The organism is Buttiauxella brennerae ATCC 51605 (assembly GCF_001654925.1).
In the GTDB taxonomy this organism is placed as follows: domain Bacteria; phylum Pseudomonadota; class Gammaproteobacteria; order Enterobacterales; family Enterobacteriaceae; genus Buttiauxella; species Buttiauxella brennerae.
Genome location: NZ_LXER01000035.1, coordinates 91,014 through 110,788, shown reverse-complemented (window position 1 = coordinate 110,788; position 19,775 = coordinate 91,014). Strand labels below are relative to the sequence as shown.

Annotated in this window: 16 protein-coding genes; 10 read left to right on the top strand and 6 right to left on the bottom strand. The window is 52.0% G+C overall.

The window, feature by feature from the left end:
- Positions 1-6 precede the first annotated feature (6 nt).
- The 4 genes from katG to metB form a co-directional block, all read right to left on the bottom strand.
- Positions 7-2,187: a catalase/peroxidase HPI gene (gene katG / locus M975_RS19620; RefSeq protein WP_064561547.1), complete on the bottom strand. Its 2,181-nt coding sequence runs from the start codon at positions 2,185-2,187 to the stop codon at positions 7-9.
- 244 nt (positions 2,188-2,431) lie between these two features.
- On the bottom strand, positions 2,432-3,322 hold the full coding sequence (gene metF / locus M975_RS19610; RefSeq protein ID WP_064561544.1) for a methylenetetrahydrofolate reductase: 891 nt from the start codon (positions 3,320-3,322) through the stop codon (positions 2,432-2,434).
- Between the two features lie 257 nt (positions 3,323-3,579).
- Entirely contained in the window at positions 3,580-6,012 is a 2,433-nt protein-coding gene (locus M975_RS19605; RefSeq protein ID WP_064561542.1) for a bifunctional aspartate kinase/homoserine dehydrogenase II, read from the bottom strand.
- A 2-nt stretch (positions 6,013-6,014) separates the two neighbouring features.
- Positions 6,015-7,175, bottom strand: a complete 1,161-nt coding sequence (gene metB / locus M975_RS19600) for a cystathionine gamma-synthase (RefSeq protein WP_064561540.1) — start codon at positions 7,173-7,175, stop codon at positions 6,015-6,017.
- A gap of 261 nt (positions 7,176-7,436) precedes the next feature.
- Here metB and metJ point away from each other — a divergent pair, with 261 nt between their 5' ends.
- Entirely contained in the window at positions 7,437-7,754 is a 318-nt protein-coding gene (gene metJ / locus M975_RS19595; protein ID WP_034461414.1) for a met regulon transcriptional regulator MetJ, read from the top strand.
- 190 nt (positions 7,755-7,944) lie between these two features.
- Here metJ and rpmE read toward each other — a convergent pair whose 3' ends face one another.
- The gene (gene rpmE / locus M975_RS19590; RefSeq protein WP_034500060.1) at positions 7,945-8,160 is read right to left on the bottom strand and encodes a 50S ribosomal protein L31; all 216 of its coding nucleotides are present in this window, start codon (positions 8,158-8,160) and stop codon (positions 7,945-7,947) included.
- A gap of 336 nt (positions 8,161-8,496) precedes the next feature.
- Here rpmE and priA point away from each other — a divergent pair, with 336 nt between their 5' ends.
- The 7 genes from priA (at position 8,497) to rraA (ending at position 16,502) form a co-directional block, all read left to right on the top strand.
- Complete coding sequence (gene priA / locus M975_RS19585) at positions 8,497-10,692, top strand: primosomal protein N' (protein WP_064561538.1); 2,196 nt, start codon at positions 8,497-8,499, stop codon at positions 10,690-10,692.
- A 165-nt stretch (positions 10,693-10,857) separates the two neighbouring features.
- Positions 10,858-11,892 (top strand): DNA-binding transcriptional regulator CytR, encoded by a 1,035-nt coding sequence (gene cytR, locus M975_RS19580; protein ID WP_064561536.1) that lies wholly within the window; start codon positions 10,858-10,860, stop codon positions 11,890-11,892.
- Positions 11,893-11,981: 89 nt separating this feature from the next.
- Positions 11,982-12,953, top strand: coding sequence for a cell division protein FtsN (gene ftsN / locus M975_RS19575; RefSeq protein WP_074388406.1), 972 nt, complete (start codon positions 11,982-11,984; stop codon positions 12,951-12,953).
- Between the two features lie 90 nt (positions 12,954-13,043).
- Positions 13,044-13,574 carry an ATP-dependent protease subunit HslV gene (gene hslV, locus M975_RS19570; RefSeq protein ID WP_064515081.1) on the top strand — a complete coding sequence of 177 codons (531 nt, stop codon included), beginning with the start codon at positions 13,044-13,046 and terminating at the stop codon, positions 13,572-13,574.
- Between the two features lie 9 nt (positions 13,575-13,583).
- The gene (gene hslU / locus M975_RS19565; protein WP_064515079.1) at positions 13,584-14,918 is read left to right on the top strand and encodes an ATP-dependent protease ATPase subunit HslU; all 1,335 of its coding nucleotides are present in this window, start codon (positions 13,584-13,586) and stop codon (positions 14,916-14,918) included.
- Between the two features lie 76 nt (positions 14,919-14,994).
- Positions 14,995-15,924 (top strand): 1,4-dihydroxy-2-naphthoate polyprenyltransferase, encoded by a 930-nt coding sequence (gene menA, locus M975_RS19560; RefSeq protein WP_064561532.1) that lies wholly within the window; start codon positions 14,995-14,997, stop codon positions 15,922-15,924.
- 92 nt (positions 15,925-16,016) lie between these two features.
- Positions 16,017-16,502, top strand: a complete 486-nt coding sequence (gene rraA, locus M975_RS19555) for a ribonuclease E activity regulator RraA (protein ID WP_064561573.1) — start codon at positions 16,017-16,019, stop codon at positions 16,500-16,502.
- 58 nt (positions 16,503-16,560) lie between these two features.
- Here the strand turns inward: rraA and zapB are convergent, their stop codons facing one another.
- Positions 16,561-16,800, bottom strand: a complete 240-nt coding sequence (gene zapB / locus M975_RS19550; RefSeq protein ID WP_064561531.1) for a septal ring assembly protein ZapB — start codon at positions 16,798-16,800, stop codon at positions 16,561-16,563.
- A gap of 570 nt (positions 16,801-17,370) precedes the next feature.
- On the opposite strand from zapB, the gene M975_RS19545 reads away from it, so the two are divergent.
- Both M975_RS19545 and glpK read left to right on the top strand, forming a co-directional pair.
- Positions 17,371-18,222: an MIP/aquaporin family protein gene (locus M975_RS19545; protein WP_064561530.1), complete on the top strand. Its 852-nt coding sequence runs from the start codon at positions 17,371-17,373 to the stop codon at positions 18,220-18,222.
- Between the two features lie 21 nt (positions 18,223-18,243).
- Complete coding sequence (gene glpK / locus M975_RS19540; RefSeq protein WP_064561529.1) at positions 18,244-19,758, top strand: glycerol kinase GlpK; 1,515 nt, start codon at positions 18,244-18,246, stop codon at positions 19,756-19,758.
- The last annotated feature ends 17 nt before the right edge of the window (positions 19,759-19,775 follow it).

Genomic DNA, 19,775 nt, shown 5'->3' with positions numbered 1-19,775 from the left:
ACCGACTTACTTCAGGTCAAAACGATCCAGATTCATTACTTTCACCCAGGCTGCAACGAAGTCTTTCACAAACTTCTCTTTTGCATCACCACAGGCATAGACCTCAGCCAGTGCACGCAGAACGGCGTTTGAACCGAAGACCAGATCTGCGCGAGTCGCAGTCTGTTTCACTTCGCCAGTTTGACGGCAGCGGCCTTCAAATAGTTCTGAAGAGTCATCAGTCGCCTTCCATTCCGTGCCCATATCCAGCAGATTGACAAAGAAATCGTTACTGAGTACACCCAGGCGCTCGGTAAATACGCCTTGTTTACCACCATCAAAATTCGCACCCAGCACACGTAAACCACCCACCAACACCGTGAGTTCCGGAGCGGTCAGCGTCAGTTGCTGCGCTTTATCAATCAGCAAAGATTCTGTAGCTGAAGTCCCCATACGGGCACGGTAATTACGGAAGCCATCTGCCGCAGGTTCCAGCAGGTTGAACATCTCGATATCAGTTTGATCCTGGCTGGCATCCACACGCCCTGGAATAAACGGCACACGAACGCTAAGACCAGCCGCTTCTGCCGCCTGTTCAACACCCACGACACCCGCCAGCACAATAATATCGGCCAGTGATGCTTTACCAGATGCTTTCTGAATCGCTTCCAATGCAGGCAATGCACGGGCTGCTGTAGCATTCACATCCCAATTACGCTGAGGTGCCAAAGCCAGTCTCGCGCCATTGGCCCCACCACGTTTATCGCCACCGCGGAAGGTCGACGCCGACGCCCAGGCCACAGAGATCAGTTCGCTAACCGAAAGGCCGGAATGGGCAATTTCCGCTTTCAGGTGGTCGATATCAGCCGGAGTTGGGCTGAATGTCGCTTTTGGCAGCGGGTCTTGCCAAATCAGTTCTTCTTTTGGTACTTCCGGGCCGATGTAACGTGCAATTGGCCCCATATCGCGGTGGGTCAACTTGAACCAGGCGCGAGCAAAGGCTTCATTGAAAGCCTGCGGATCATTGAGGAAACGGCGTGAAATTTTCTCGAATTCCGGATCAAAGCGCAGCGTCAGGTCGGTGACCAACATTGTCGGTTTACGTTTTTTCGATGGATCAAACGGATCAGGAATGATTTCAGGAGCATCAACTGCTTCAAACTGAATTGCACCAGCAGGGCTGCGTGTCTGGACCCATTCGAATTTGAACAAGTTCTCGAAGAAGTAATTACTCCACTGTGTTGGCGTTTGTGACCAGACGACTTCCAGACCAGAAGTAATCGCATCGGCACCGACACCCGTACCGTGGCTGCTCGTCCAGCCTAAGCCCTGCGCTTCAATAGGTGCAGCTTCCGGATCAACGCCTACATGGGTCGCTTCTGCCGCGCCGTGGGTTTTACCCAACGTATGACCACCAGCGATAAGCGCCACGGTCTCTTCGTCGTTCATTCCCATATTGCCGAAAGTGGCACGAATAGCAGCGGCAGCCGAGAGCGGTTCTCCGCTGGCATTTGGCCCTTCAGGGTTAACATAAATCAGCCCCATCTCGGTGGCAGCTAGTGGGCGTTTGGCGAGCGCTTCAGGGTCGCGGTGTGCCAGCCAGGCTTTTTCATCGCCCCAGTTCACATCGAGATCCGGTTCCCAAACGTCTTCACGCCCGGCACCAAAACCAAAGGTACGGAAGCCTGAGTTTTCCAGCGCTACGTTACCCGCCAGCACATACAAATCAGCCCAGGATATTTTCTGGCCGTATTTCTGTTTGATTGGCCACAACAGGCGGCGAGCTTTATCAAGGCTCACGTTATCCGGCCAGGAGTTAAGTGGAGCAAAACGTTGTTGGCCACGACCTGCACCGCCACGCCCGTCTAAGGAACGATAAGTACCCGCACCATGCCAGGCCATACGAATAAACAGCCCGGCGTAGCTGCCCCAGTCGGCAGGCCACCATGGTTGGGAATCTGTTAGTAGCGCTTTTAGATCGCCTTTCAGCGCGGAATAATCGAGTTTGCTGAATTCTTTACGGTAATCAAAATCTTCACCGAGGGGGTTTGAGCGGTTTGAGTGCTGATTGAGAAGATCGACACGGAGTTGTTTCGGCCACCAGTCTCGCGTACTTGTTCCGGCTCCCGCACTCACATCCGGGCTACTCTGATGAAACGGGCATTTTCCTGCTGACAACGTATTATGATCGTTTTCGTTTGTGCTCATCGTCCTGCTCCCTTCATTATTTTAATACCAGGATATACAGCTCTGCAGATAAGTTATAGATGAAAAAAACTACAGATTTGATAGTTATTTCCTGTCGGCTAATGAGCAACATAGCAAAAGTCTTTCGAAGAAACGTCGACAGCAACATAAACTTTCAAAACTTAACATTACAAATGAAATGGGTATTGAGAGGGGGAGTGAGTCCAGAGGGCAAAGTCATGGCCCTTGCGGGCCATTATCTAAATTAAACTGCCGGGCGAACACCCAGGGTGTGGCAAATCGCGTAGCTCATTTCGGCACGGTTAAGCGTGTAGAAATGGAAGTCTTTCACGCCTTCACGGCTGAGGATTTTCACCATATCCATCGCAATATTGGCACCCACCATTTTGCGAGTTTCTGCATCGTTATCCAGCCCTTCAAACATTTGCGCCATCCAGTGCGGAACGCGCACGTTGGTCATGGTGGCAAACTTATGCGCCTGCTTGTAGTTACTCACTGGCAAAATGCCTGGAACGATTTCGACGTCGATACCCGCAGCGGCGCAGCGGTCACGGAAGCGCAGGTAACTTTCTACATCGAAGAAGAACTGGGTGATTGCGCGGTTTGCACCCGCATCAATCTTGCGCTTCAGGTTAATCAAATCAGCCTGCGCACTTTTCGCTTCCGGGTGAACTTCCGGGTAAGCCGCGACAGAAATATCAAAGTCACCGACTTCTTTAAGCAAAGTGACCAGGTCAGAGGCATACATATCCGGCTTGCCACCACCTGGAGGTAAGTCACCGCGCAGAGCGACGATATGACGGATACCGCTATTCCAGTAATCCTGCGCAATAGTACGTAACTCGTCGGGAGTGGCATCAATACAAGTCAGATGCGGTGCAGCTTCCAGACCTGTACGGTCTTTAATACCTTTGATGATGCTATGCGTACGGTCACGTTCGCCAGAGTTTGCACCGTAAGTCACGGAGACAAATTTCGGTTTCAGGCTGCTGAGGCGGTCAATTGAGCTCCACAGGGTTTGTTCCATTTCACTGGTGCGCGGCGGGAAAAACTCAAAGGAAACGTTAATTTGCCCGGCAACTTCGGCCAGACTCTGATTTAGTGCTTCCCGCTGGTTGGCGTGAAAAAAGCTCATACCCTTACCTCATCAATCGCATTTTATTATGTGGTGTTGTGTTTTACTACATCCAGACGTTTAGACGTCCAGATAGCAAGATGAAGGAAAAGCATGACGCCGTCAACTGATAATTCAACACAAGGAATGAGGAATTCTCAATCAAGTTGAAAGTTCTTCATGATGGGATTTGAGAAGGGAAAAACGTTGAGTTCTGGTCGCCCTCATCCGACTTCCTCCCCGTAAGAAGAGGAAACCAGAATGAGGGCGAACCCGATTTACAACAACTGCGCTAAGCGATTGAGATCCGACTGAATAGCACCGGCTGTGACATCACGCCCGGCACCTGGCCCACGAATAACCAGCGGGTTATCGCGATACCAGCGGCTTTCGATGGCAAACACGTTATCGCACGGCAACAGTGAAGCCAGAGGATGCTCAGGGCGCACCGCTTCAACACCGACACGCGCTTTACCGTTAGCATCGAAACGCGCCACATAACGCAGCAGCAGACCCATTTCCTGAGCTGCTTCAAAACGCTGAAGCATTTGCTCATTGATCTCATCGCCATTTTCAAAGAAATGGTCGATGGAACCCGTTTCACTTCCGCTTGTGACCAGCGACTCAACACGCACCTGATCCGGTTCGATGTCATAACCCGCTTCACGAGCCAGGATCACCAGCTTGCGCATCACGTCTTTCCCGGAGAGGTCGACGCGCGGATCGGGTTCAGTCAATCCTTGCTGCCATGCCTGATCCACCAGTTCGGTAAACGGTACAGTGCCGTCAAACTGCAGGAACAACCAGGAAAGTGTGCCGGAGAAAATGCCGCTAATCGCCAGAATGGAATCACCGCTTTCGCGCAAATCACGAACGGTGTGGTTCACCGGCAAGCCTGCGCCTACCGTGGCGTTGTACAGCCAGTGACGACCCGTTTTAGTAAACGCGTTGCGAATTTCACGGTATTTCTGACTGTTACTGGCACCAGCCACTTTATTGGCGCTGATAACATGGAAACCGTGGCTGGCAAAATCAAGGTATTGATCGGCCAGTTGTTCGCTCGCCGTCACATCCAGAACCACCAGGTCATCATACGGATGCGAACGCATCCACTGGAATAAGGCTTCTTCGTCTTGCTCTACGGCTTCGTCATTGAAGAACGCGAGCGCACGGCTGGCATCCAGACCTTCATAATTGAGCAAACTACGGCTGCTATCGACTACGCCGGACAGAATAAATTCAAAGCCCGTACGGGCGGAAAGCGTTTCTTGCTCGCGGGCAAAAAGCTCCAGCCAACGCGAACCAATGTTCCCTTTGCCGAACAGCACCAGGCCAATGCGTTTTTCAGCGCGGAACAGTGACTTATGCAGACCCTGAATCAAGTTTTCAGTTGGGCCAACACGCAACACCGCAACCAGGCTGATGCCATCTTCTGACTGCCAGATAAACTCAACCGGCTGATCTTTCAGTTGCTGCCAGAAACGGTGGCTATGCAGTGGATTACGGCAAACGCCTGCACCCACCATCGCCACCAAAGCCAGACCTTCGCGCAGACGCAATTCGCCCGGCAGGCCAGAATCCTGAAGTGTTTGCAGCACGCTGCCCGCAACTTCTGAGGTGTAACAAAGCTGGAGCAGATTGCGATCGGGGTGAACGCCAATCGATAACGGGCGAATCTGAGCACGCTTTAACAGCGTATCCAGCTCTTTGTGCGCCAGTTTAAAATCTTTCTGCGGGGAGACTTCAAGTTCAATCAGGCAGATATCGTCGTGACTGGTGACGATTCGTGCGCCCGTACCAGAAGCCAGCACGCGCTCGATGCGCGTCGAACCCTGCTCCGGGGAATAGCTACAACGCAATTGCAGATCGATATCGCTACCGGAAACTGGCTGCAAAGTACGCGCATGGAGAACTGGCGCGGCCAGACGAGCCAGTTCGCTTGCTTCGTCCAGACGCAGCAACGGCAGCAAACAAGCATCTTTCACTTTACGTGGGTCAGCACTGTAAACCCCGGCAACGTCACTCCAGATGGTCACGCGGGAAACCCCAGCCAGTGCACCAATCTGAGTAGCGGAATAGTCAGAACCGTTACGGCCCAGCAGAACCGTTTCCCCTGCATCGTTACGGCAGATAAAGCCAGTAACCACGAGGCGTTTGTTCGGGTGCTGCGCCATAAGCTCTTGCAGCAGCGGCCAGGATAGACCTTCGTTCACCTGCGGCTGAGCGGCACGTTCCGCACGCATAAACTCACGCGCATCCAGCCATGCAGCTGGATGGCCTAACTGATTCAGCACCGCAGACATCAGGCGTGCAGACCAAATTTCACCATGGCCCACGACTTCGGCGTAGACAGCATCAGTCATTTTGCCATCAAGCAAACCCGCCAGACGCTCAAGATCATGAATAAACTGATTGATTAAAGCATCAGCAACATCAGGCTCAACGAGGCCCGCAATCAACTCGCTCTGATAACGACGCAGAGTTTGTTGAACCTGGTGAGCAGAAAGACGATCGCTTTGGCTCAATTTCAACCAGTTAATCAACTGGTTCGTTGTGCTACCGGCGGCGGAAACCACCATCATGTCGCCAGGTTTAGAATACTCGGCCATGATCCCCGCAACGCGCAGGTAACACTTCACATCTGCCAGACTACTGCCACCAAATTTATGCAGTTGGCGAACCGGCGCCGCTGCTGGTGCTGAAACACTCATGCTTACCCCTCTCTTGCCACCTGGAATGCATTTTCCAGGTCAGCAATTAAATCTTCGCTATCTTCAATGCCAGTCGAAATGCGCAATAAGGTGTCAGAAATACCCGCCGCAGCTCGCGCTTCAGGCGCCATGCCCGCATGGGTCATCGTCGCCGCATGTGAAATCAAACTTTCGACCCCACCCAGCGATTCCGCTAACGTGAAGAGAGTCAGGCTACTCAGGAAGCGACGCAGCGTTTGCTCGTCGCCATTAAATTCAAAACTCAGCATCGCGCCAAAACCTTTTTGCTGACGAGCCGCAATTTCATGGCCCTGGTTTTCAGGCAGCGAAGGATGATACAGCTTTTTCACCAGCGGCTGCGTTTTCAGGAAATCGACAATCGCCTGAGCGTTTCGTTGCGCCACTTCCATACGAGGTGAAAGCGTACGCAGGCCACGCAGCAACAAGTAGCTGTCGAAAGCACTGCCGGTTACGCCAATGTTATTTGCCCACCAGGCAAGTTCGGTGACGGTTTCCGGGTCTTTCGCAATCACGACACCCGCAACGACATCGGAGTGTCCATTCAGATATTTAGTACATGAGTGCAGAACCAAGTCCGCGCCCAATGCCAACGGGTTTTGCAACGCCGGGCTCAGGAAGGTGTTATCCACCACACTGATTGCCCCTGCTTCACGCGCAGCGGCGCAGATTTTCGCAATATCTACCACTCGTAACAAGGGATTACTTGGGCTTTCGACCAGCACCAGCTTAGGTTTTTCGTTAAGCGCCGCGCTCAATGCTGCTTCATCACCTTGATCGACAAACAAAACGCGATATGCGCCGCGTTTTGCCAGGCTATCAAATAAACGATAGCTGCCGCCGTAACAGTCGTGAGGAGCCACCAGCAGATCGCCAGGCTTCAGGTAAACGGTGGTCACCAGATGGATTGCTGACATGCCGGTATTCGTCAGCACAGCACCCGCTCCGCCTTCCAGTTCTGCCAGTGCGCGTTGTACGACATCACGCGTAGGATTGCCACGACGCGAATAGTCATGCGCGCGCGGTTCGTTAAACCCGGTGAAATTATAAGTACTGGAGAGATGGATTGGCGGTACAACGCAGCCGTATTGCTCGTCATCGTTCAAACCGCTACGTACTGCGATAGTTGCCTGTTTGCGCGTCATGGCTCTCGAATCCTTGCTGGTCGAATAAAGGTCAGGCACCAGAGTAAACACTGCTGAGTTAGACGTCAATACATCTGGACATCTAAACTTCTTTGCGTATAGATTGAGCAAACGCGCAATAGCCGTTAAAATTATACGCTTTAGGGTGATAGCACCGCAGACCGCGGATCAATAAACGCTTACACTACGACCAGATAATCGCTTCGGCCGCGTATCAGACGTCTGAAGCATATATACATTGATAAGAGGATTAAGTATCTCATGGCTGAATGGAGCGGCGAATATATCAGCCCTTACGCTGAGCACGGGAAGAAGAGTGAGCAAGTAAAGAAAATTACGGTATCCATTCCTCTGAAGGTGTTAAAAATCCTCACCGATGAGCGTACCCGTCGCCAGGTGAATAACTTGCGTCACGCAACAAACAGTGAACTCCTGTGCGAGGCTTTCCTGCATGCGTTTACTGGCCAACCGTTGCCAAACGATGCAGATCTGCGCAAAGAGCGTAGTGATGAGATTCCTGAAGCGGCGAAGGTGATTATGCGCGAACTGGGGATTGATCCAGAGACGTGGGAATACTAGCTCTAACCGTTATCCTTCAAGTTGCTGCGGCGTTGGCTGCACTCAATCGCCCCAGTCACTTACTAGTGTAAGCTCCTGGGGACTCTTTCATTTGCCGCCTTGCAGAAACTCGAATGCTAGCGGTTATAAGAAAGTGACAGATACAAAAAAGGCGCCGTTAGGCGCCTTTTTCTTACCGTGCAGCGAAAAATTACTTCTTCGCGCCTGGAACGCTGAAACGCTTGTTAAAGCGGTCAACGCGGCCACCGGTAGCAACATCACGCTGCTTGCCAGTGTAGAACGGGTGGCATTCGCCACATACGTCCAGGTTCAGATCATGACCCACGGTAGAGCGAATCTTGATAGAATTACCGCAAGAACAGTTTGCAGTAATTTCTGCGTAGTTCGGGTGAATATTCTTTTTCATGGAAAACCTCTGTATAAGGCCGCGCCGCTCTTCCAGCCCTAACGCCAGACACCGCGCGAAGTTGATAAATTAGGTTTTTTGACACCAAAAACTGCGCATCAAAGGCGGCGAATCATACAGAACCCCGCGAATGGATGCAAACTGATCCGCATTTTCTGGAGTACAAAGTGTACACTATTTGTTTATTCGAATCATTCTTGCTACTGCAAGGCGGCAACTAAACAAATCGCCAGGAGCTTACTCAAGTAAGTGACTGGTGTGAGTGAAGGCAGCCAACACAGCGGTAGTGAGAAGGATGAAGAATAAACCGTCATTTTTATCAGTTCGGAAAATTTAATGCCTGTCGCCCACGTCGCTTTACCGGTTCCTCTCGCCCGTACTTTTGACTACTTCATTCCCGAAGGAATGCAGGTGGTATCAGGCTGTCGCGTCATGGTGCCGTTTGGTAAGCGCCAGGCTGTCGGCATTGTGGTGTCGGTAAGTGAGCTCAGCGAATTGCCGCTCAATGATCTTAAATCGGTGGCTGAGGTTCTGGATGGCGCTTCGTTGTTTCCGGATTCGCTGTGGCGCGTTCTGCTGTGGGCGGCTGAGTATTATCATCACCCGCTTGGCGATGTGCTTTTCCACGCTTTGCCAATCTTGCTGCGCCAGGGTAAACCCGCGCACCACGCACCGTTGTGGTATTGGTTTGCCACCGAAGAAGGCAAAGCCGTCGATCTGAACAGCCTGAAACGCGCCCCCAAGCAACAGCAAGCGCTGGCAGCAGTGCGGCAAAATATCATCTGGCGCCATCAGGTGAGCGAACTGGATATCAGCGAGGCCGGGTTGCAAGCGCTGCGGGCCAAAGGGCTATGTGACCTGAAAAGTGCCGCCCCTTCAACGACGGACTGGCGCGATAGCTTTTCTGTTGAAGGCGAGCGCTTACGACTAAATACCGAGCAGGCGACCGCTATCGGCGCAATCCACAGTTCGACTGACCATTTTGCAGTCTGGCTGCTGGCGGGTATTACCGGTTCCGGCAAGACGGAAGTGTATCTTAGCGTACTGGAGAACGTGCTGGCGCAGGGTAAGCAAGCGCTGGTTCTGGTGCCCGAAATTGGCCTGACGCCGCAAACCATCGCCCGTTTCCGTGAACGTTTTAACGCTCCGGTCGAAGTTCTGCACTCCGGCCTTAACGACAGCGAACGCCTGGCGGTATGGCTGAAAGCACGCAGTGGCGAGGCCGCAATTGTGATTGGCACCCGCTCTTCGCTATTTACACCATTTTGCCGTCTTGGCGTGATTGTTATAGATGAAGAGCACGACAGCTCTTATAAGCAGCAAGAAGGCTGGCGTTATCACGCTCGTGATTTGGCCGTGTACCGCGCACATGCGGAAGATATCCCCATCATTCTTGGCTCCGCCACGCCTGCACTGGAAACATTGCACAACGTCCAACTGGGGAAATATCGCCAGTTACGCCTGACAAAACGCGCCGGTAATGCGCGCCCTGCCACACAACAAGTGGTGGATTTAAAAGGCCAGCCGCTGAAATCCGGGCTAGCTCCTGCACTTATCAAAAAAATCGGCCAGCACCTTAAAGCTGACAACCAGGTGATCCTGTTTCTTAACCGCCGTGGTTTTGCTCCCGCCCTGCTGTGCCATGAATGCGGCTGGATAGCAGAGTGCCCGCGTTGCGATCACTACTACACCTACCATCAGGGGCAGCGCCATTTGCGCTGTCACCACTGCGACAGCCAAAGAGCGATTCCTCAGCAATGCCCGAGTTGCGGTTCAACTAACCTGGTCCCCGTCGGCATGGGAACGGAACAACTCGAACACAGCCTGGCACCGGAATTCCCTGATGTACCGATTTCCCGTATCGACCGAGATACCACCAGTCGTAAAGGCGCGCTCGAGCAGCAACTGGCAGAAGTCCATCGCGGTGGCGCACGTATTCTGATTGGTACGCAAATGCTGGCGAAAGGGCATCACTTCCCGGACGTCACGCTCGTGGCTTTGCTGGATGTTGATGGCGCACTGTTTTCTGCTGATTTCCGCGCAGCGGAACGTTTTGCACAGCTCTATATTCAGGTCTCTGGCCGCGCTGGGCGTGCCGGGAAACAAGGTGAAGTGATGTTACAGACACACCACCCAGAGCACCCTTTACTGCAAACATTGCTCACCAAAGGTTACGACGATTTCGCAAGCCAGGCTCTGAAAGAACGCCAGACAGTGTTCTTACCGCCGTTTACCAGCCACATCATGTTCCGCGCTGAAGACCAGAATAATCACCAGGCTCCGCTGTTTTTGCAGCAATTAAGGAACCTGTTGGAATCCAGTCCGTTAAGGGATGATCAATTGTGGATTATGGGTCCGGTGCCTTGTTTGCAACCCAAACGAGGCGGGCGTTTCCGCTGGCAAATTCTTCTGCAACACCCTTCGCGTGCACGCCTGCAGCGGTTGGTTAGCCACTCGTTGAAACTGGTTAACACGTTACCGGAATCACGTAAGGTGAAATGGATGCTGGATGTGGATCCTATCGACGGCTAGCACAAAGCCACGCGGTAATGCGAAGCGGATCGAAAAATTCAACAACCATCACACTTTTAATGAAATAACTGTAACCAACCGACATCAATTTCTGCTAAGAATGTGAGCATGGTCAGACACCAGGGACGTTGTCAGCACCTGTAAAGTGCACGCGAGGAGAAGAAGTTGAAGCCGAAGAAGCAGATTGCCAATGCAACAATGAAAGATGTTGCCGTTCAGGCGAAAGTCTCAACTGCAACAGTGTCCAGAGCATTAATGAATCCGGACAAAGTATCGCAAAGCACTCGTAGTCGTGTTGAACAAGCGGCAATAGCCGTAGGCTATCTCCCCCATTCATTGGGGCGAAATTTAAAGCGTAATGAATCACGCACCATTCTGGTTATTGTCCCGGATATCTGCGATCCCTTCTTTAGCGAAATCATTCGCGGTATTGAAGTGACGGCTGCGGACCAGGGCTATCTGGTGCTGATTGGTGATTGCGCCCATCAAAATCAGCAGGAAAAAACCTTTATCAATCTGATCATTACCAAACAGATTGATGGCATGTTACTGCTCGGCTCGCGCCTTCCTTTTGATGCAAGCATCGAAGAACAACGCAATTTGCCACCCATGGTGATGGCGAACGAATTTGCCCCTGAGCTGGAATTACCCACGGTTCATATTGATAACCTGACTGCCGCGTTTAACGCCGTTTATTACTTGCAGCAATTAGGTCACCAAAAAATTGCCTGTATTGCCGGCCCTGAAGAAATGCCACTTTGCCACTACCGCTTGCAAGGTTACGTGCAGGCGTTGCGCCGCACTGGAGCAGTGGTCGATCCGCATTACATCGCGCGTGGTAACTTTACCTATGAGGCGGGTGCCGCGGCATTATCGCAACTGCTGGCGCTGCCAAATCCTCCGACAGCTGTCTTTTGCCATAGCGACGTAATGGCACTGGGCGCATTGTCTCAGGCTAAGCGCAGTGGTTTACGTGTACCGGAAGATTTGTCGATCATGGGCTTTGATGACATAGCGCTATCACAGTTCTGTGACCCACCGCTCACCACCGTAGCGCAGCCTCGATTCGATATTGGGCGAGAGGCTATGCTGTTGCTATTGGACCAACTTCACGGTCATGCCGTGAGCAGTGGTTCGCGTTTGCTGGACTGTGAGCTCATTGAACGAGGCTCCACCAGCGCACCTGGCAGTAGAAAATGACCCGCTTTAGGACACTGGATTCTGGTCAAAGGGATATCCATTAAGTAACATGGCGGGCTGATAAACGAATAAAATATAGCGAATCAATAGTGGCACAACGAGATTATGTACGCCGCGGGCAATCGGCAGGTACGCGGCGTAAGAAAAATAGCACCCGCAGCAAGCAACGCAGCCTACCCTCTGTCTCGCCAACAATGGTCGCCATTGCGGCCGCCGTTCTGGTGACCTTTATTGGTGCCCTGTACTTCATTACTCATCATAAGAAAGATGAAAGCGAAACGCTGCCTGGGCACAAAGTCGCAGGCAACGGCCTGCCACCTAAACCAGAAGAACGCTGGCGCTATATCAAAGAACTGGAAAACCGCCAGACGGGTGTGCGTGCGCCAACCGAGCCTTCTGCCGGTGGCGAAGTGCAGAATAAAGATCAGCTCACCAGCGAACAGCGCCAGTTGTTAGAGCAAATGCAGGCAGATATGCGCCAGCAACCGACTCAGCTTAATGAAGTGCCGTGGAATGAGCTGACACCTGAACAGCGTCAGCACACGCTACAGCGCCAGAAAGTTATTCAGCAGCAACAGCAGTTCACTGCTCAACAAGTTGCGCCGCAACCACGTGCCGTTCAACAGCAGTCGCAACCTGTAACGCAGCAGCCACGCACCGTGCAGCAGCAACCAAGAACCACCGCGGCCACACAGCAACCGTACCAGGATTTGTTGCAAACACCGCCGCATACTCAACAGCGTGCAGCGGCGCAAACCGCTCAACCAGCAGCGCCGATTACCCGTGAAGAAGTGGTCAAACAGGCTCCGGCACCTCAGGACAAGCCAAAAGATGAGAAACGCTGGATGGTACAGTGTGGCTCCTTCAAGGGTGCCGAACAGGCAGAAACGGTCCGTGCGCAGCTTGCTTTCGAAGGTTTTGATTCACGCATTACCACCAACAATGGCTGGAACCGCGTCGTCATTGGCCCAATCAAGGGCAAAGAGAAAGCTGACGGTACCATTAGTCAGTTGAAGATGGCTGGCCACTCTAACTGTATTCGTCTTGGCGCTGGGGGTTGAAACCCCCAAAATCCCCCCCATCTATAATTGCATTCGACCCCGATATAATATCGGGGTACTTATTCAGTTTATGCAATAAGGGGTCTGCTCGTGACAACAATAGTAAGTGTGCGCCGTAACGGCCATGTCGTAATCGGTGGTGATGGTCAGGCCACGCTCGGCAATACTGTAATGAAAGGCAACGTCAAAAAAGTACGTCGTTTGTATAACGACAAAGTGATTGCCGGTTTTGCTGGCGGTACTGCGGATGCCTTCACCCTATTCGAACTGTTTGAGCGCAAGCTAGAAATGCACCAGGGCCACCTGGTGAAAGCTGCGGTTGAACTGGCAAAAGACTGGCGTACCGATCGCATGCTGCGCAAGCTCGAAGCGTTGCTTGCCGTCGCCGATGAAAATTCATCTCTTATCATCACCGGTAATGGTGATGTGATTCAGCCAGAAGATGATCTGATTGCAATTGGTTCAGGTGGCCCGTATGCGCAGGCAGCGGCACGTGCACTTCTGGATAACACCGAACTGGGTGCTCGTGACATCGTAGAGAAATCGCTGGGGATTGCCGGTGATATCTGCATCTACACCAACCATTTCCATACTATTGAAGAATTAGCGTCTAAGGCGTAAGGAATCCCCATGTCTGAAATGACTCCACGCGAAATTGTCAGCGAACTGAATAAACACATCATTGGCCAGGACAATGCCAAGCGTTCCGTGGCGATTGCGCTGCGTAACCGCTGGCGCCGTATGCAGCTTAATGAAGAGCTGCGCCATGAAGTTACGCCAAAAAACATTCTGATGATCGGCCCAACCGGTGTCGGTAAAACCGAAATCGCCCGTCGACTGGCAAAACTTGCCAACGCACCGTTCATCAAAGTCGAAGCCACCAAATTCACCGAAGTGGGTTATGTTGGTAAAGAAGTTGATTCTATCATCCGCGATCTGACCGATTCCGCGATGAAAATGGTTCGCCTGCAGTCCATCGAGAAAAACCGCTACCGTGCCGAAGAGATGGCCGAAGAACGCATTCTTGATGTGCTGATCCCACCAGCTAAGAACAACTGGGGCCAAAACGAAACGGCACCTGAGCCATCTACCGCGCGTCAGTCTTTCCGTAAGAAATTGCGTGAAGGCCAGTTAGACGATAAAGAAATTGAAATCGATCTGGCTGCAGCACCGATGGGAGTTGAAATCATGGCTCCTCCGGGCATGGAAGAAATGACCAGCCAGTTGCAGTCTATGTTCCAGAACCTGGGCGGTCAGAAGCAAAAACCACGCAAGCTGAAAATCAAAGAGGCGATGAAACTTCTGATTGAAGAAGAAGCCGCGAAACTGGTGAACCCGGAAGAACTGAAGCAAGACGCCATTGATGCCGTCGAGCAACACGGTATCGTGTTCATCGATGAGATCGACAAGATCTGTAAGCGTGGTGGCAACAGCTCCGGCCCGGACGTTTCTCGTGAAGGCGTTCAGCGTGACTTACTGCCACTGGTTGAAGGCTGCACCGTTTCGACTAAACACGGTATGGTCAAAACTGACCACATCCTGTTTATCGCATCTGGCGCATTCCAGGTGGCAAGTCCATCAGACCTGATTCCTGAATTGCAGGGTCGTCTGCCAATTCGTGTGGAACTTCAGGCACTGACTGTTGAAGATTTCGAGCGCATTCTGACTGAGCCAAACGCGTCTATCACCGTGCAGTACAAAGCGCTGCTAGGCACCGAAGGCGTGAATATCGACTTCACCGAAGATGGTATTCGCCGCATTGCTCAGGCCGCATGGCAAGTGAACGAGTCCACCGAAAACATCGGTGCGCGTCGTTTGCACACTGTTCTGGAACGCTTGGTTGAAGACATCTCTTACGATGCCAGCGAAATGAACGGCCAATCCATTCTGATTGACGGTGAATACGTCAGTAAGCATCTGGATGAGTTGGTAGCAGATGAAGACTTGAGCCGTTTTATCCTATAATCGCGCTCAACGTATTTTCTTCATTTGAAATGGAGGGCTTATGCCCTCCATTTTTTTATATCTAACAGAGAGAACTATGAGCGAATCGCACTCTGTAAGCACGACTCAAGCCTGGCTTGAAAGCTTGCGCCCACGCACATTACCACTGGCATTTGCCTCTATCGTCTGTGGATCCGCGTTGGCTTTCTGGCAAGGCGTGTTCAACCCCGCAATTGCATTGCTGGCACTGCTGACTGCCGGGTTACTGCAAATCCTCTCAAACCTGGCGAATGACTACGGTGATGCGGTAAAAGGCAGCGACAAAGAAGACAGAATCGGGCCATTGCGCGGAATGCAAAAAGGCGTGATTACCCAGGCGCAGATGAAAAGGGCGCTGGTTATCACGGTGGTATTAATCTGTGTTTCTGGCCTGGCGCTGGTCGCGGTTGCTTGCCGTACGCTGGCAGATTTTCTCGGTTTCCTGGTGCTCGGTTTGCTGGCTATCATCGCGGCTATTACCTACACCGTCGGAACTCGCCCTTATGGTTACATGGGGCTTGGAGACATTTCAGTACTGGTCTTTTTTGGTTGGTTAAGTGTGGCTGGTACCTGGTATCTGCAGGCTCATGCTCTCGCACCATTAGTGTTTTTACCCGCCACGGCTTGCGGATTACTGGCAACAGCTGTGCTTAACATCAATAACTTACGCGATATCGACAGTGACCGTGAGAACGGTAAAAACACGTTGGCTGTGCGCCTGGGCCCGGTACTTGCCCGTCGCTATCATGCTTGCCTGTTGATTGGGGCGCTGGCGTGCCTGGCGGTATTTAACCTGGTGTGGCTGCAAAGCCTGTGGGGATGGCTGTTTGTGCTTGCAGCACCACTACTGATTAAGCAGGCGCGTTTCGTACTGCGTGAGATGGAGCCGGTTGCCATGCGCCCAATGCTTGAACGCACAGTAAAAGCCGCATTGCTTGCTAACGTATTGTTTGCGGTAGGAGTTGTGCTCAGTACGGTGTCGTTTTAGCTGACAAATATCAATTAACAATTGATGATTTTGCCAACAGTTGAGATTAAGCGATATACTGACAACTCATGCAGCAACAGAACCTTAATCCTATGAAATATGATACTTCCGAGCTTTGCGACATCTATCAGGAAGATGTCAACGTCGTTGAACCGCTGTTTTCCAACTTCGGTGGGCGGTCGTCCTTTGGCGGGCAAATCATCACGGTGAAATGTTTCGAGGACAACGGATTGTTGTATGATCTGCTCGAACAAAATGGCCGTGGCCGTGTTTTGGTGATCGATGGCGGTGGCTCTGTTCGCCGAGCTTTGATTGATGCGGAACTTGCCCGTCTGGCGACTCAAAATGAGTGGGAAGGCCTCGTGGTATACGGTGCAGTACGCCAGGTAGATGACCTGGAAGAACTGGATATTGGTATTCAGGCAATTGCCGCCATTCCTGTTGGCTCTGCTGGCGTTGGCGTTGGCGAAAGTGACGTGCGCGTTAACTTTGGCGGCGTGACATTCTTCTCCGGCGACCATCTGTATGCGGATAACACCGGTATTATTCTTTCCGAAGATCCCCTTGATATTGAGTAACAAAATCGAATAACAAAACGGGCGCCCTGGGGCGCCCGTTTTTATTGAAGCTGTGGTCTTACACTTCTTCCATTTTACCCAGCAGGGCGTGCAGACGATCCTGCCACACGTGCTGTTGCTCTTTCAGAGAATTGTTTTCGCGTACTAATTCTTCATGATTGCTCTGAGATTGCTGAACTTGCTGAGACAGATTGGTGTTCGTCTCTTTCAGTTCTTCGATTTCCATCTGCAGCAGGGTAATGGTATCAATCGCCTGCTGTACTTTTGCTTCCAGTTTCTCAAACACTTCAAATGACATTTCGAACCTCTCCTGAATTGCAAGGCGTTGATGGATGTCTATACCCGTTAGCATTCGAGTTGCAGGTAGGCGGCCAGGGAGCTTATCCCGATGAGCTTACTTCAGTAAGTGATTCGGGTAAGTGAGCGCAGCCAACGCCCCTGCAGCTTGAAGGATGATGGGTATAAATCCCCCGTTCCGGATATTCCCCGAAGACACCTTATGAATATATGCGCACCACGCAGCGTGTCTCGATTGTAAGTAGCGTGAGTAGCCGTGTCCAGTGAGTTCAAGCGCTCTTTGCGTAACATGACGTTTTTCGGCTTATACCGAATGACGAGGCGTAATAAAATCACTATTTGTTAACGTCGTGAAGCGTTCCATGAGCGTTTACGTTGTCTTTTCTGGGTGATAATGCGCACACCTTGGCGCGAAATCGCTCATTTTTATGACGAGCAACACAAAATCAGCGTTCGATATTTCTCGTTTATGTTCGTTAACGATAAATTAACACTATACCTACATGGTACCTGCGCGGCAGGGAATGCCCGAACAAACAATAATCATTAATTTTGCCTTCAGGACCCTATTATGAGTCAGACAGCTCCATCAACCTTAAAAGGCCAATGCATCGCCGAGTTCATGGGCACCGCATTGTTGATTTTCTTTGGTGTAGGATGTGTTGCCGCGTTAAAAGTGGCGGGCGCAAGCTTCGGGCAGTGGGAAATAAGCATCATTTGGGGTCTGGGGGTGGCGATGGCTATCTACCTGACCGCAGGCGTTTCCGGGGCGCACCTTAACCCTGCCGTCACCATCGCGCTTTGCCTGTTCGCCTGCTTCGATAAGCGTAAAGTCGTGCCATTTATTGTGTCACAGGTTGCAGGTGCGTTCTGTGCCGCAGCTTTGGTGTATGGCCTGTATTACAATTTATTCCTCGATTACGAGCAGACGCACCACATGGTGCGCGGCAGTGTAGAAAGCCTGGATTTAGCGGGTATTTTCTCAACCTACCCTAATCCACACATCAATTTGGTGCAGGCGTTTGCCGTAGAGATGGTGATCACCGCCATTTTGATGGGCGTTATCCTGGCACTGACTGATGATGGTAACGGCATCCCGCGTGGCCCGTTAGCACCGCTGCTGATTGGCTTGCTGATTGCGGTTATCGGCGCATCAATGGGGCCGTTGACCGGATTTGCGATGAACCCAGCGCGTGACTTTGGCCCGAAACTTTTCGCCTGGTTAGCAGGCTGGGGCGATGTCGCCTTTACCGGTGGCCGTGATATTCCTTACTTCCTGGTGCCTGTATTTGGCCCGATTGTAGGCGCGGCGTTAGGTGCCTTCGGCTACCGTAAACTGATTGGTCGCCATTTACCTTGCGATGTTTGTGTTGAAGATGAAGAAAAATCCAGCGCATCCACGCAACAAAATGCTTCTTTGTAAGACTGACTTCAGGACAAAATTATGACTCACGAAAAAAAATACATTGTCGCACTCGATCAAGGAACCACCAGCTCTCGCGCCGTCGTCCTGGATCATGATGCCAACGTAATTAGCGTGTCGCAGCGCGAGTTTCAGCAAATTTACCCAAAAGCTGGATGGGTAGAGCACGACCCAATGGAGATTTGGGCAACTCAAAGTTCAACGCTTGTCGAAGTTCTGGCTAAAGCGGATATCAACTCCGACCAAATCGCCGCTATCGGTATCACCAACCAGCGTGAAACCGCGATTGTCTGGGAAAAAGAGACCGGCAAACCTATTTATAACGCCATCGTCTGGCAATGCCGCCGTACCGCAGAGATTTGTGAAAAACTCAAACGCGACGGGCTGGAAGAGTACATCAAGTCCAATACTGGCCTGGTCGTTGACCCGTATTTCTCTGGCACTAAAGTGAAGTGGATCCTTGACCACGTAGAAGGCTCCCGTGAGCGTGCTCGCCGTGGCGAACTGCTGTTCGGTACCGTCGATACCTGGCTTATCTGGAAAATGACCCAGGGGCGTGTCCACGTTACCGATTACACCAACGCCTCACGAACCATGCTGTTTAACATCCACAGCCTGGACTGGGACGACCGCATGCTGGAAGCGCTGGATATTCCACGCGCCATGCTGCCAGAAGTACGTAAATCTTCCGAAGTGTACGGCCAGACCAACATTGGTGGTAAAGGCGGTACGCGTATTCCCATCGCCGGGATCGCTGGTGACCAGCAGGCAGCGCTGTTTGGCCAGCTGTGCGTCAAAGAAGGAATGGCGAAAAACACCTATGGCACTGGCTGCTTTATGCTGATGAACACCGGTACCCAGGCGGTTAAATCGACTCATGGTTTATTGACCACGATTGCCTGCGGCCCACGCGGCGAAGTGAATTATGCGTTGGAAGGTGCGGTATTCATGGGTGGCGCATCAATCCAGTGGCTGCGTGATGAGATGAAGCTAATCAGCGACGCAACAGATTCCGAGTACTTTGCAACGAAAGTAAAAGACACCAATGGCGTATATGTCGTTCCTGCCTTTACTGGCCTGGGTGCTCCTTACTGGGACCCGTATGCCCGCGGCGCAATCTTCGGCCTGACGCGTGGGGTCAACGCCAACCATATTATCCGTGCAACGCTTGAGTCCATCGCTTACCAGACGCGTGATGTGCTGGAAGCGATGCAGGCTGATGCTGATATTCGCCTGCACGCTCTGCGCGTCGATGGCGGTGCGGTGGCGAACAACTTCCTGATGCAATTCCAGGCCGACATTTTAGGTACTCGCGTTGAGCGTCCGGAAGTCCGTGAAGTCACTGCGTTAGGTGCTGCTTATCTTGCAGGCCTGGCGGTTGGTTTTTGGCAGAACCTGGATGAAGTCAGCGAGAAAGCGGTTATCGAAAAAGAGTTCCGCCCGGGTATCGAAACTACCGAACGTAACGTCCGTTATGCTGGCTGGAAGAAGGCGGTGAAACGTGCGCTGGCATGGGAAGATCACGACGAAAGTTAATTGCTGAAATTGCCCCT